Here is a 13,403-nt window from a genome sequence, read left to right on the forward strand (position 1 = left end):
TTAGCCATTGGCTAGGGCTTGACGAATGTGACGGGCCAGATCGGCCCGCTGGTAGGGTTTGGGTAGCAATTGTATCCCTGCCTCCAGCCCCTCCTGCTGGGTCAAGATGTTCTCGGCATAGCCGGAGGTGTACAGCACCGGCAGCTGGGGCCGCAGGCGGTGGGCGGCCTCGGCCAGGTCGCGGCCATTCATGCCGCCGGGCATCACCACATCGGTAAACAGCAGGTCGATCGGCTGCTGCTGTAGTATCTCCAGGGCTGCCGGGCCGTTTTCGGCGGCTAGCACCCGGTACCCTAGGCTTTCGAGCTGCTGCTGGGCGTAGTCGCGGATCAGGGCATTGTCTTCAACCAGCAAGATCAGCTCTGCACTGCCCCTATGGGCGACCTCGACCGGCGGGCCATCGAGCTCTGTAGGGCGGCCCTCTGAGTCTGGTCTTTGGCCCTCGCCACAGCGGGGCAGGTATAGCCGCACGGTGGTGCCCACCCCCAGCTCAGAGTCAATGGTGATGTGGCCTTTGGACTGGCGCACAAACCCATACACTACGCTGAGCCCCAGACCGGTGCCTTTGCCCTTGGCCTTGGTGGTAAAAAACGGCTCAAACACCTGGCCCAGTAGCTCTGGCCCCATGCCGACCCCGGTGTCTGCCACAGACACCATGACATAGTCACCGGGGTGGAGGTCGCCAGCGGGGGCACCGCCCTTGGCAGCGATCGATACCGGGGCCGTCGTTAGGGTCAGGCAGCCTACCCCATCCATGGCGTCGCGGGCGTTGAGGCAGAGGTTGAGCAGGGCGCTCTCTAGCTGACTGGCATCGACTAGGGCGGGCCACAGAAGGGTGTCGTAGTGGCACTGCACTTCAATCTGTTCGCCGAGGGTGCGGTGCAGCAGCCCGTGCATGCGGACGATCAGCCGGTTGACATCGACGGCTTGGGGGTCGAGGGTTTGGCGGCGGGCAAACACCAGCAGCCGCTGGGTGAGATCGGCCCCCCGCTGGGCGGCTACGCCAATCATATCGGCCAGCGATCGCATCTGGGGTTGGGCCTCTAGTTGCTCAACCAGCAGCTCGGCATTGCCCATAATGACCGTCAGCAGGTTGTTAAAGTCGTGGGCCATGCCGCCGGTCAGCTGGCCGATCGCCTCCATTTTTTGGGCCTGACGAAACTGCTCTTCGAGCAGCAGCTGTTCGGTCACATTGCGGGCCTGCACCAGGCAGGCGGGGCGACCTGCAAAGATGAGCCCGTAGGCAGAAATTTCAGCATGAATAATGTCACCGTTTTTGGTCTGATGCCGCCAGATGCCTCGCTGCTCTGGCCAGGCCCCTGCCTGGGCTAACGGCTCGATCAAATCGGGCACATCTTCAGGAGGATAGAGATCTCGAAGAGTCAGGGTCAAAAATTCATCGCGGCTGTAGCCATAGGCCGCGACGGCAGCATCGTTGACGGCCAGATAGGCCAGGGTGTCGCGATCGTAGACAAACAGGGGGTCGGTAATCGCGTGAAACAGCTGGCGGTAGCGGGCTTCGCTGTCGCGCAGGGCGGCCTCGGCGCGTTTGCGCTCGGCAATTTCGGCCCCCAGCCGCTGATTGATCTGTTCTAGACCCTGAATTTTCTTCTCTAGCTTGCGAAATAGGGTGGCGCTGTAGTCTCTGAGCAGGGCATTTTCTTCGACCGGTGACGCCTGCACTGGCGATCTGGCCTGGGTGGAGGGGGCTAGCAGAGCTGTGATGCAATCTATCAAGGCCTCGGGCTCGGCGGGCTTGACCACAAAGGCATCGGCCCCTAGGTCAAGGGCCAGGCGCTCGTCTTTGGCATCGGTGTAGGTGGCCGTGTAGACCATAAAGGGAATGGCCTGGAGCCGCTCGTCGGCCTTCCACTGGCGCAGCAGATTGTAGCCATCCATCACCGGCATCAGCAGGTCGGAGATGATCAGTACAGGGGGCTGCTGCCGGGCTTTGGTGAGGGCTTCGGCCCCGTGACGGGCCTCTTCAACGGTGTAGCCGTGACCCTGGAGCAGCATGCGCAGCAGGTAGAGATTCTCAGCGTTGTCGTCTACGATCAGCACCGGGCTCATGGGGCGATATCTCCCTGGACGGCGGGCAAAAACCGCTCTACCTCGTCGCCAAACGATTCGGGGTCAATGGGTTTTTCGATGTAGCCCTCGGCCCCGGCGGCAAGGCATTTGTCGCGATCGCCCACCATGGCATAAGACGTCACCGCCACAATGGGAATAGAGCTGAGCTGCGGGTCACTCTTGAGGGCGCGGGCCACAGCGTGGCCATCCATACCGGGCAGCTGAATATCGAGCAAAATCAGGTCGGGATGGTGGCTAGCGGCCAGCTTTAGCCCCTGGAGGCCGGTTTCTGCCTGAAGAATGTGGTGGCCCCGCGTCTCCAGCAAAAACTGCACCAGGTAGCGGTTTTGGGGGTTATCCTCAATCAGCAGAATGGTTTTTTTCATGGTGTCTCCGGTGCTTGCAGCGGCAGCGTCACGGTAAAGGTGCTGCCTTTCCCCCAGGTGCTCTCGGCCTCAATCTCGCCCCCCATCAGGTCAACCAGGCGGCGGCAGATGGCCAGGCCCAGCCCGGTGCCGTCGTGGTTGCGGGCCAGCCCCGAGTCGATCTGCTGAAAGGGCTGGAACAGAGCTGGCAGATCTTCGGTCTGGATGCCCATGCCCGTGTCAGACACCTGCAGGCGAACCGCCGCCCCTGGTTCTGCCCCAGACATGCGGTAATCATGGACTAAGTCTGCGACCAGGGCAACTTCGCCATGGTCCGTAAATTTAATGGCGTTGCTCAGCAAATTCAGCAAAATCTGCTCAAAGCGACGCTGGTCGGCTATGGCTTCCCCCAGGTTGGGGGCGACCTCGACGCGCAGATCTAAGGGTTTGGCGGCGGCCTGGGGCTGCACGATCGCCACCACCTTGGCGATCGACTGGTGCAGGTCAAAGGGCTCGCGGGCCACCTCCAGCTGCCCCGCCTCGATTTTAGAAATATCGAGCACGTCGTTGACCAGGGCCAGCAGGTGGCGGGCGCTGGTGCGCACCATGGCCAGCTGCTTGCTCTGCTCGGCGTTGAGCGGCCCGGCCAGCTCCTGCAAAACAATGCCCGTAAAGCCAATGATCGAGTTGAGCGGGGTACGCAGCTCGTGGCTCATGGTGGCGAGAAAAGCCGACTTGATGTGATCGGCGGCCTCGGCCCGGTGGCGTTTCTCGCGTTCGGCTTCGGCCTGTAGACGGGTGGTCATATCGGTGCCGATACTGAGAATCTCTACCACTCGGCCCTCGCTGTCAAACTCAACGTGGTTTGTCCAGGCGACCCAGACGTGCTCGCCGTCGCGGCGAATATTTTCGTTAACATTTTGCTCAAAGGCGCTGGGGTCGGCGCAGATGGCAGCCATTAGCTGCTCTAGATCGCGCCCGCTGCTCTCGGTGGGCGGCACGATAGTCTCCATGACGTGGCGATCGAGAATGTCGGCTTCGCTGTAGCCAAAGAAGCGCTGGCCATACCCGTTGAGAAAGGTAATGCGCCCCTCGGCATTCCACCGCAGAATGATGCTGTTGGCGTGCTCTACCAGTTCGCGATACTTGCGCTCGCTCTCGGCTAGCTGCGCTTCGGCCCGCCGCCGATCTGAAATATCAGTACCGACCCCTACCAGGCACCAGGTGTTTTCATACTGCACCCGCTGCCCGGTAAAAAAGTAGGGTGTGGCGGTGCCGTCTTTAGCCACAAAGTCGGCCTCAATAAAAGACTCACCGTCGGCAAACACCTGCCCAATGCGCTGCTCTAGCCTGGCTCTATCGTCGCCCGCAAAGAAGTCAAGCGGGTGCATGTGGGCAATCTCGGTGGCAGAGTAGCCAGAGACGCGCTCAAAGTTTTGGTTCCAGCGCAGAAAGTGCCCCTCGGTGTCATAGAAGTAGAGCATGCCGGGCATGCTCTCGATCATGGTGTTGGTGAAGCTCATTTGGTCGCGCAGGGCCTGCTCAGCCTGGCGGCGGGCTTCGTCGCGGGCGAAGGCGTTGAGGGCAAAGGAGAGATCGCCTGCGGCTTCTTCGAGCAGGGCGATCTCTTTGTCGTGAAAGACGTTGGGCTGTGCGGCATAGACGTTGAGCACGCCCACCACAGTCTCGTCGAGCCGAATGGGGAAGTGGGCCGAGGCTCGAAACTTGCCGTGGGCGATCGCGCCGCGCCAGGCCCCGGTGGCCGGGTCGTTGAGGGCATCGTTGCAGATATAGGGCTGGTGCGATCGCAAGGCAGTGATCGCGAGGCTGACCGACAGGTCTGAAGCAGGATACTGCTCGTCTTTAGCGACCATGAGGCTGGGCAGTAGGCCGTCGTCGTCGCCGGAGACGGCCACTGGCCTGAGCTCGTCGGTGTCGACCCGATGCCAGCCAATCCAGGCCAGGCAAAAGCCGCCGTCGTCGACCAGGGCCTGGCACACCTTTTGAAACAGCTCGTCGCGATCGGCAGTCCAGACGATGGCCTGGTTGATCTGGCTGAGAGCGGCGTAGAGCCGAGACATGCGGGCAAGCTCGCGATCGCGCTGCTTCAGCGCCGTAATATCGCGCACAATGGCCGAGGTACCGAGAATGCTGCCCCGGCTGTCTCTCAGCGGTGAGGCGGCGATGGAAACGTAGATGGTCTGCCCAGCTTTAGTCTGCCGCTGGGTCTCTAAGTGCTCAATGCGATCGCCCCGCTGGATGGTCTCCAAAATTAGGGTGGCCTCGTCCAGCTTTTCTGCTGGATATAGTCGCGCTACGGGGGTGCCAATCATCTCGGCGGCGGCGTAGCCGTAGATGGTCTCGGCTCCAGCATTCCAGCTGGTCACAATGCCGGTGAGGTCAGTGGTAATAATCGCGTCGGAGGTCGATTCGACAATGGCCGCCATGCGATCGCGGTAGGTCTGGGCCGCATGGCGATCGCTCAAGTCGCAAATCATCCCCAGCAGAGTGCCGTCGGGCATTTTGGTGGCCACCACCTCCGCCGCAAACACCGTGCCGTCTTTACGGCGAAACTGCCATTCGCGCTGGTGGTCAGTGCGATCGTGAATTTGCCCTAGGGCTGAGCCAATGTGGGGCACCTCGGTCGGCACCACAATGTCGGCGGCATGCAGCCCTACAAACTCGTCGCGGCTGTAGCCAAACATGTCGCAGGCGCTGGGGTTGACGTCAATGTAGTAGCTCTCGGCATCGGCCAGCACAACGCCCACCTGAGCATAGTCAAACAGGGTGCGGTAGCGGGCCTCGCAGACCTGGAGCTGCTGGGTCAGGGCCGCTATCGACGGCAAATCAGGGGGCTGCGACATAGAGAAAATGCCCTTGGAGTAAACAATGTAAAACCGCTGAGGTTACCCTGTCGTCATCAACGATCTTAGCCTTTAGTACCTCCCGATTTGGTTTGCTCTGCCCTGGGTCAACAGTAAGAAGATCGACATGGGCGCCTCGGGTAGCTCTGCCCTTCACCTAATCTTAGGGGAGAACTCGGCTAGCTGCGTGAGCAAGTCAATGGGCGAGAACTGCCCAATTCTGTAGCTACAGGCAGACACCGATTGCTGCGCAAGGTGGAGCTATGGGGCAAATACTAGGAGCATCGAGGATGGCAGAGGATGATCTGAGCAACGCGCTATCTGAGCCATAGGGATAGCGCTATCTAAAAACTCCGAATCTAACAATTATGCCTGAGGCTGATCCTCCCCAAAATACTGTCTTTTTATTCAAGTTTTTAGATAGAGTAGGAAAGAAGTTCTAAACGACCCTAGAATAATTTTGTATGGATCGTTTAGCATTTTGACCTGTATTTTTTGGGCGTTCTAGATTATGGCAGTAAAAGAGAGAGAAGCCTTGACTGGCAAAGCGCTTCTGGCCAAGGTCAAGGAGAATGATGGACTGAGCAAGCGGGAGCTGGCTAAGGAATGTGGTTATTACACCGTCAGCAAAGATGGACAGACCCGTGTCGCTCTAGCCGAGTTCTACGATGCGTTACTGGCGGCCAAGGGCATTCAGCTTGAACCCCAAAAGAGTGCCGATGGTCGGGGCCGAGAAGCGTCTTACACCCTAACTGTCCACAAGAATGGTCAGATTGTGATTGGCGCGGCCTATACCCAAGAGATGGGCCTAAAGACTGGCGATGAGTTCAAAATTAAGCTGGGCTACAAGCACATTCACTTGGTCAAACTGGATGACGAGGGCAATGAGGATGACGCCTGATTGGATAGCGATGCCAATCAAATATCTGTTTAAGCAATGAGTTCTCCAGGTTTAGCGCGCGCGCCTAAGGCTTTAGAGTGAGGGCCAGCGGACGCCAATATTGCGAGAAAGAGCGGTTCAGGAATTGAGCTTCAGCTAAAGCTCAATTCCTGAAATCTGTATGCCTACTTAGGGTGACCGCGCCCACTACACCTGTACCTGTTTCACCTCCGTTTTAACTTCTGGGCTGATAGAGGCCTTCATTTTGGAGTTTCTGGCTGGCGAAATTGAGGAAAGGCTCAGTTCTACCCTTGTTATGGGTTTTGAGAGAGTCATTGCCGAGGGACTGATTGAAGGCCTCAATCTCATCGGCAAGGTCAGTGGTAATAGCCTTAATGGCAGCGGCATGAACGCCGACCGCCTTGAGCAACGCCCCCGAGAACTTGACCGTTGCATCGGGATGTTCTTGAGCCCACTGTTGGGCGATTTCAAGCAGTCGCACCCCGCGCTGATAAGGCTTAGTCCCTTGGGCCTTACCGTGGTCATTGTCTTCCTTCTTCAGCCGAGCTGGTCTAGACACAGCCGGTGCTCCCACCGCTGGCTCAGCCCCCTCGCCATCGAATCCATCGCCCTCAAAGGCAAAATCAAAGGCAAAGAAGCGCTGAGCGGCTTGGAGCTGATTGGGGTCAGCCGCGATCGCCCTCAACTCATCGAGCATCGCTAGTAGTCGTTCATGTTCGACCTTCAACGCCTTGAATTCTGAATCATCACCCTGTCCTCTACCGCCTGTGCGCGCAAGATGATCAATCGTCGCCGCCTGAGCCGAGATGGTCTGGGCCTGAGTCGAGATTGTCGCCGCCTGAGACGAGATCGTCGCCCAAACCGGGTCACCCTCCTTCGACTCACTCAGCTTAGCGGGAAGAGAATCAGCCACGATCAGTGCTCCTTGGGTTTCTGTGGGGAATTTTTCAACGGGTGCATCTAACTCATCGGGCGGCAGAGGAATCGGGCCACTGGCCGCCAGCTTCACCCCGCGAGCGGTGAGCGGCTGACCCTTACGAGTCAGATAATACTGGTAATAATGGCCTGTCACTGAGGCATTGCTGGTGGTGGTTTCATCCAACAGCACATGGCCGAGCAGATGCTGAGCCAGCCGCTGCTCGGCCATATTGGCCGGGCAAAAGTAGTGGAGTGCGATCGGCACATAGACCGCTCGGCAGCGATGAATGGAAATATTGGTAAACCCCTTCGGCGTCGGCAGCACCTGATCGAGCACCTTGACCACCCGGCGATTGACTCGAGCATTTAGCGCCTCCATCCTGGGGTCATCTGAGGCGACCCCGTCTAAGTCATGAATATCAGCCGTTGCCCTGAGCTTTTCCACCGCCAGCAAGACATCCTGGGCGGGCACCAACGTCAGCAAGTCATAGGCCGGCTTAGCCGCCTTCTGCTGCCCGGTAAAGTGCAGCAAGTAAGGATGCCCCTGGGGAATCAGTTGAGCCATCTCCCCGACATGAGGTTGGAGCTGCCCGAGGCTGACCACCTCTGTATGCCGCCGCCCGGTCACTGCCGCGATCGCAATAATCAAGTCGATCGGGTCATTGGAGGCCAACAGGAGATTGATTTTGCCCATATAGGCATCGAGATCGACGGGCTGGCGATCGTCCTGGCGAGCATTGGCATTTTGGGTGGTAGCGGCTCTGAGCTGGGCCTGCACCTCAATGGGGTAAGTAAACCCGTCTAAAGCGTAGTGTCGCGCCTCAGAACCACTGCTGGGCTCCCCCGGCAGCGGATTGCGCTTCGTCCACCGGCGAGGGTACGAGTTTTTGCCATTGAGGGAAATGCGCCCCGCCTCAATCGCCGCCTTAATCGCTTTTGTATAGCGCGGGAAATAAACCGAATTGATGCTGCTGAGGGGATAGGCCATTTCCAATAGCGCCTGCTCTGCTGCACAGAGCCGGTCAATCGCCGCCTTCGTGTCGGTGCCCTGGGCATTCATCTCCACCAGCTTGGCCACGAGGATAGCGATCAACTCCTCCAGCTCTTTTTTGGTGAGTTTGGTGCGATCGCCCTTTTCAATGCGCTGCTCCATCGCCGCGACGATCTCGGCGCGGGTTGTGTCGAAGGATTGAGCTAGAGAGGCCATGGGTATGGAGAGTTAAATGGAAATGGCTTTATCTATATTATTCACGAGTTTGATTATGGCAGTCAGTAAATTTATAGCGGTATGCAAAATTTTATATCAAAGACCCCTCACGGGCACCGCTGTCCTGTGAGGGGTCTGTAGGGAGATGAGAGGGGCTAGGGTGCGATCGCTAGTTTAGGGCTGTGATAGTGAGAGCAAAAAGGCCAGATTCTCGATGGCTCTGAGAGTGTGCGGAGCGTTAGCCGGTATGACAATAAACACTCCCGGCTCTAGGGCAATATCCTTACCTTCCAGGGTCAAAATTCCTTTGCCCTCTAGCCCTTGCACGACTGCATTGCGGGTGGAGGTGTGTTCTGAAATTTCGGTGTCTGCCGCTAGGCAAAAGAGCGTGTACTGACAGACTTTGCTTTGCAGCAGCACTTTGCTCAATACCCCTGCTTTAGGGTACTCAATGTGCGCCTGTAGCTGGATAAAGGACGGCTGTAATGAGAGAATTGAAGTTGTCATGGTGATCTCAACGAAAGAACACTAGCCCTGGGGCGAATCATGCTGTTTTTCAGCCCGAAAAATGATGTAGCCCAGGTCGTTGCCGTACTGGGTAAACACCCGCCGCATCGCTAAAATGCGCTGCCGCATGAGCGGATGCACGAGCAAATTCCAGCCCAGGCTGAGCAGGGTATCTAGACCTTCTTCTTGACCAATGCGCAGCGGGTTGAGGAGGGCCATCGGGCCAGTCTGGTGCTGTTGCACGACTAGGTTCGCGGCCTCACAGGCTGCTTGCCAACCTGTCTCACTGAGCGGGGCGGTATTGACGCGAATGGTGGTCGCCAGTTCTCGGTAAATGTCATCAATGTGGTCACCCTGAGCCAGCATTTCATGGCTGAGGTATTGGCCGCCGGGTTTGAGGCGATCGCCCACCCCCTGCAAAATTTTGGCTTTACCAGGGGCCGACTGCATCGACAAAACTGCCTCGCCCAGCACGTAGTCAAACTGCTCGGGGATCTGCTCTAGGTGAAACATATCGCCTTCGCGAATATCTACCCGATCGCTCAGACCCGCCGCCTCGACATTGGCCTGGGCGCGGGCCACACTCAGGGGATTTTTTTCAATCCCCACGACTTTAACGCCGTAGCGCTGAGCCAGGGCAATGGCGCTGTAGCCAAAGCTGGCGGCCAGCTCTAGAACGGTGTCGCCGGGTTGAAAGTTGACCCAAGTAAAGAGAGTCTCTGTGGCCCTGCGCCCGCCCGGACGCAGAATTTTTTTGCCCGCTGCGGCCAACACCTCATGGCCAGGAGCAGTCTTGAGATTGAGCGGAGTGGCCGTCATGGCATTTACCAGGGGAGGATGTCTTTACTCTGGCAGAGATGCCTAACCCTGTTTATGAGGTAGCTCATGGTTCGCCCGAATCAGGGGCCATAAACCTAGCCAAGAGCTTGACGCTGCATGGGCTGTAGCTCATGGGAAGTACCTCAGATAGACGGCTTATCGGTATAGTCTAAGGACGGTTCACCTGTCTCTCTGAGTCAAGACTGGCTATGCAGGTCAATGTCGAGCAGCTTCAGCAGATCAGCCTGTTTAAAGGCGTGGAGCTATCTCTGCTGGGGCAACTTGCTGAGCACAGCCGCCTAAAAACCTACGACACCGATGAAGTCGTGTTTCATGAGGGCGATGCCCTGCCCACCTGTCTCTATTTGCTGGTAGCGGGCTCGCTGCGGCTGACTAAACTTTCTGAATCGGGCAAAGAGACGATTTTGCGGTTGCTGTGGGCCGATGAAGTCTTTGCGGCCCCGGCTCTGTTTGGCAATGGCCAAGCCCCGGCCACCGCCACGGCGATGGAGCCGATAGAGGTGCTGACTATCGAACAAGAAGCTCTGCTGAAGGGATTTCGAGAAGCCCCAGAGCTGGCGCTGCACCTGCTGGGCATCTTTAACCAGCGGCTTCAGCATTTGCACAACCGCGTGCATGGTCTCGTGTCGGAACGGGCGATCGTGCGGTTGATCCACTACTTGGAATATTTTGCCGCCAGTGCGGGTACCGAGGCAGTGCCGGAGGGTCAACGGCTGCGATCGCGCCTCACCTACTACCAGATTGCCCGCAGCATTGGCATCACCTACGAAGAATGCGTGCGTCTATTTAAGCAGCTCAAGGGCGCCGTAGCCTACCAGCGGGGCGGCAAAATTACCCTGCTTGACGCTGCAAAACTCGCAGCCATTGTGCAGCGCCAGGCTGACTAAACAGTAAAAGCCTTTGTTTTAAGGATTGACAAGATTTTGATCGAACTATGAGCTACCTCATGAAGGAGCTGAGAACGGTCTGTCAGACTAGGGCCAAACGGTCAAATTAGATACTTAAGCCAAATTTGAGGTCAGCCCTGGAGATTTATCTCAAATCAACCGCCAGGGCTGCCTCCAGAGCTGAATGAAGTCGAGACAGACGTTTCAAGAACCACTTTCGTACTATGGCTAATCCATCCCTTGGGGTCGCGGGCTTGGCTCGCTCCCGCTTTAAAAACTTGAGTCTACCGGTATGGCTGGTGCTCATTTGTGTGGTCACCTTCAGCGTTTTGCTGGGAGCTGGGGCCGCCATTTCTAACTACGCGCCACCGCATCCGGCGATCGCCCAGTCGCCCCAGCAGGAGGTCATGTTCACCGCCGCCGATGTGGAACAGGGCCAGGTCACCTACTTGGGCCGGGGCGGCCAGCATGTGGGCAGCATTTGGGGCCACGGCAGCTACCTGGCCCCCGACTGGACGGCGGATGTGCTGCACCGCTGGGGACTGGCCACCGCAGGGGTGCTCTATGCCAACGACCCCAGCTTTTCTCAGACCGAGCTCGAAGCGCTGAGCCCGACCGAGCGGGCGCTGCTCGAAGCTCAAGTACAGGAGCAGTTTAAGCCCAACCGCTACGATGCCGAGACCGAGACCCTACTGCTGACCGCTGCCCAAACCCAGGGGCTCAAGCAGGTGTTTGCCGACTACCAGGAGCTGCTGGCCCACGGGTCGCGGATCCACTCCATCCCCGATGGCTGGTTTAAGAGCGAGCAAGACATTCGCGATGTCACCGCGTTCTTTGCCTGGACGGCCTGGGCGGCGGCGGCGAATCGGCCCCATGCCCCCTTTTCTTACACCGCCAACTGGCCCCACGATGATCTGATTGGCAACCAGCCACCGGGGCAATTCTTGGTGTGGTCAATTGTGTCGGTGATGGTGCTGATTTTTGCGATCGCCGCGTTTCTCTTCGTCTATCTCACCCAAGAAGAGGCCGATGAGGTGCAGGTGGTCGCCGATCGCCCCGCCATTCGCCTCGCCACCCCCAGCCAAAAAGTCACCAGCCTCTTCTTTGGGGTCGCCATGGCGCTGTTTGGGGTGCAGATTGCCATGGGCATGGTCACCGCCCACTACGCGGTCGAAGGCGATGGCTTCTACGGTCTACCGCTCCAGCAGTACCTACCCTACGCCGCATCCCGCACCTGGCACCTACAGTTGGCGGTATTTTGGATTGCCACCTGCTGGCTGGCGGCGGGGCTCTATTTTGCCCCCCGATTTGGTAAGCAAGAACCCCAGGGGCAGGCCTGGGGCAACGGTGGCCTGCTAATTGCCCTGACGGTCGTGGTGGTGGGATCCTTAATTGGCTCTTGGGCTAGCGTGCAGGGCTTTCTGACCGGCGACAACAGCTTTCTCTTTGGCCACCAGGGCTATGAATATGTGGAACTGGGTCGCCTGTGGCAACTCTTGCTGATTGGCGGCATGGTGTTTTGGCTGTGGCTGATGTTTCGCGCCCTGCGCCCGGCGCTCAAGGCCGAGGGCAGCAAAACCGGGCTGAACCACTTCTTTTTCTACAGCGCCATTACCATTCCGCTGTTCTACGCTTCGGGGCTGATGTATACCAACCACACGGCGCTCAGCGTGGCCGAATACTGGCGCTGGTGGGTGGTGCACCTGTGGGTGGAGGGCTTCTTTGAGGTGTTTGCCACGGTGACCATTGCCTACCTCTGTAGCGAGCTGGGATTCCTGAAAAAGTCTTCAGCCCTGCGGGCCACCTACCTGACCACGATTTTGTACCTGGGCAGTGGGGTAATTGGCACCCTGCACCACCTGTACTTTGCGGGCACGCCGTCGTTTATTGCGGCGATGGGGGCGGTTGCCTCTGCGTTAGAAGTCGTGCCGCTCACCCTAATTGGCTTTGAGGTGGTGAAGACCCTGCGCATGTCTGAGCAGGCCGAGCGCTTCTACCGCTGGCCGCTCCGGTTCTTTTTGGCCACCTGCTTCTGGAATCTGGTCGGTGCGGGCGTCTTTGGCTTCTTGATCAACCCGCCGATCGTGCTCTACTACTCCCAGGGGCTCAACACCACCCCAATCCACGCCCACAGCGCCCTGTTTGGGGTCTATGGCTGCCTGGCGATCGCCCTAATGCTCTTCTCTCTGCGCGAAATTGTGCCCGATCGCGCCTGGAGTGAGAAGATTCTGCGCTTCTCGTTCTGGAGCCTGAACGGCGGCCTGGTGATGATGATGGTCTTGGGTCTGATTCCTAACGGCTTTTACCAGCTGATGCAGTCGGTGAACTATGGCACCTGGTATGCCCGTAGCGCTGAGGTAATTGGCTCACCCTGGATGCAGTGGACGGTGTGGCTGCGTATCCCCGGCGACATTGTCTTTACCCTAGGGGCGATCGCCATGGTGCTGTTTACGGCGCGGGCGGTGTACTCCCTTTTTCAGCAGCCCACCCAGTTGAATGCTCCGGAGCCAGTCGTGCCGGTAGTTGAAGCCAGTTAGCTACGCCCAACTCCCAGGGTTCTCAAAGAACCCTGGGCGCTATATTTCTAAGGAGATTGCACGATGCCTACATTTCAAATTAACGACACCGTTGGCGCGATCGTTCGCGACCATCCGGCCCTTTCCCGCCTGTTTGAATCGGCCCAGGTTGACTACTGCTGCGGGGGCCAAAGAACCCTAGCGGAAGCCTGTGCTCAGCGGGGCATAGACCCAGGGTAAGCGCAAGAAAAATAGGACTGTGACATGCTAGGGGCCTTCTATCGCTGCGACCTTTAGTGAGTCCCCATGAGCCAAGGCTTTGCTCCCA

Annotated in this window: 10 protein-coding genes; 4 read left to right on the top strand and 6 right to left on the bottom strand. The window is 58.3% G+C overall.

Annotation, left to right across the window (positions count from 1 at the left end; translation table 11 throughout):
• The 3 genes from AC0QKW_RS05315 to AC0QKW_RS05325 are packed head-to-tail and all read right to left on the bottom strand — an operon-like array spanning position 1 to position 5,299.
• Entirely contained in the window at positions 1-2,070 is a 2,070-nt protein-coding gene (locus tag AC0QKW_RS05315; protein ID WP_473150016.1) for a hybrid sensor histidine kinase/response regulator, read from the bottom strand.
• Positions 2,067-2,456, bottom strand: a complete 390-nt coding sequence (locus AC0QKW_RS05320) for a response regulator (RefSeq protein WP_473150017.1) — start codon at positions 2,454-2,456, stop codon at positions 2,067-2,069. The genes AC0QKW_RS05315 and AC0QKW_RS05320 overlap by 4 nt, the downstream gene beginning before the upstream one ends.
• Entirely contained in the window at positions 2,453-5,299 is a 2,847-nt protein-coding gene (locus AC0QKW_RS05325; RefSeq protein ID WP_473150018.1) for a PAS domain S-box protein, read from the bottom strand. The genes AC0QKW_RS05320 and AC0QKW_RS05325 overlap by 4 nt, the downstream gene beginning before the upstream one ends.
• Positions 5,300-5,810: 511 nt before the next feature.
• On the opposite strand from AC0QKW_RS05325, the gene AC0QKW_RS05330 reads away from it, so the two are divergent.
• Positions 5,811-6,200 (top strand): AbrB family transcriptional regulator, encoded by a 390-nt coding sequence (locus AC0QKW_RS05330; RefSeq protein ID WP_473150019.1) that lies wholly within the window; start codon positions 5,811-5,813, stop codon positions 6,198-6,200.
• Positions 6,201-6,414: 214 nt separating this feature from the next.
• On the opposite strand, the gene AC0QKW_RS05335 is transcribed toward AC0QKW_RS05330, so the two are convergent.
• The 3 genes from AC0QKW_RS05335 to AC0QKW_RS05345 form a co-directional block, all read right to left on the bottom strand.
• Positions 6,415-8,325, bottom strand: coding sequence for a protelomerase family protein (locus AC0QKW_RS05335; protein WP_473150020.1), 1,911 nt, complete (start codon positions 8,323-8,325; stop codon positions 6,415-6,417).
• A 174-nt stretch (positions 8,326-8,499) separates the two neighbouring features.
• Entirely contained in the window at positions 8,500-8,832 is a 333-nt protein-coding gene (locus AC0QKW_RS05340; RefSeq protein WP_473150021.1) for a cupin domain-containing protein, read from the bottom strand.
• A 21-nt stretch (positions 8,833-8,853) separates the two neighbouring features.
• Positions 8,854-9,651: an SAM-dependent methyltransferase gene (locus AC0QKW_RS05345; RefSeq protein WP_473150022.1), complete on the bottom strand. Its 798-nt coding sequence runs from the start codon at positions 9,649-9,651 to the stop codon at positions 8,854-8,856.
• A gap of 209 nt (positions 9,652-9,860) precedes the next feature.
• On the opposite strand from AC0QKW_RS05345, the gene AC0QKW_RS05350 reads away from it, so the two are divergent.
• From AC0QKW_RS05350 to AC0QKW_RS05360, 3 genes are all read left to right on the top strand, one after another.
• Complete coding sequence (locus AC0QKW_RS05350; RefSeq protein ID WP_473150023.1) at positions 9,861-10,559, top strand: Crp/Fnr family transcriptional regulator; 699 nt, start codon at positions 9,861-9,863, stop codon at positions 10,557-10,559.
• Between the two features lie 224 nt (positions 10,560-10,783).
• Positions 10,784-13,096, top strand: a complete 2,313-nt coding sequence (locus AC0QKW_RS05355; protein ID WP_473150024.1) for a nitric-oxide reductase large subunit — start codon at positions 10,784-10,786, stop codon at positions 13,094-13,096.
• 63 nt (positions 13,097-13,159) lie between these two features.
• A complete protein-coding gene (locus tag AC0QKW_RS05360; protein WP_473150025.1) occupies positions 13,160-13,315 on the top strand; it encodes a DUF542 domain-containing protein in 156 nt (51 codons plus the stop codon).
• Positions 13,316-13,403: the final 88 nt, after the last annotated feature.

The organism is Pseudanabaena sp. PCC 9330 (assembly GCF_055795045.1).

What these genes read in the sequence shown, in the direction of transcription:
- AC0QKW_RS05360 (WP_473150025.1), top strand. Translation starts at nt 13,160, where the DNA reads ATGCCTACATTTCAAATTAACGACACCGTTGGCGCGATCGTTCGCGAC.
- AC0QKW_RS05315 (WP_473150016.1), bottom strand. Translation starts at nt 2,070, where the DNA reads ATGAGCCCGGTGCTGATCGTAGACGACAACGCTGAGAATCTCTACCTG.
- AC0QKW_RS05330 (WP_473150019.1), top strand. Translation starts at nt 5,811, where the DNA reads ATGGCAGTAAAAGAGAGAGAAGCCTTGACTGGCAAAGCGCTTCTGGCC.
- AC0QKW_RS05350 (WP_473150023.1), top strand. Translation starts at nt 9,861, where the DNA reads ATGCAGGTCAATGTCGAGCAGCTTCAGCAGATCAGCCTGTTTAAAGGC.
- AC0QKW_RS05325 (WP_473150018.1), bottom strand. Translation starts at nt 5,299, where the DNA reads ATGTCGCAGCCCCCTGATTTGCCGTCGATAGCGGCCCTGACCCAGCAG.
- AC0QKW_RS05355 (WP_473150024.1), top strand. Translation starts at nt 10,784, where the DNA reads ATGGCTAATCCATCCCTTGGGGTCGCGGGCTTGGCTCGCTCCCGCTTT.
- AC0QKW_RS05335 (WP_473150020.1), bottom strand. Translation starts at nt 8,325, where the DNA reads ATGGCCTCTCTAGCTCAATCCTTCGACACAACCCGCGCCGAGATCGTC.
- AC0QKW_RS05340 (WP_473150021.1), bottom strand. Translation starts at nt 8,832, where the DNA reads ATGACAACTTCAATTCTCTCATTACAGCCGTCCTTTATCCAGCTACAG.
- AC0QKW_RS05320 (WP_473150017.1), bottom strand. Translation starts at nt 2,456, where the DNA reads ATGAAAAAAACCATTCTGCTGATTGAGGATAACCCCCAAAACCGCTAC.
- AC0QKW_RS05345 (WP_473150022.1), bottom strand. Translation starts at nt 9,651, where the DNA reads ATGACGGCCACTCCGCTCAATCTCAAGACTGCTCCTGGCCATGAGGTG.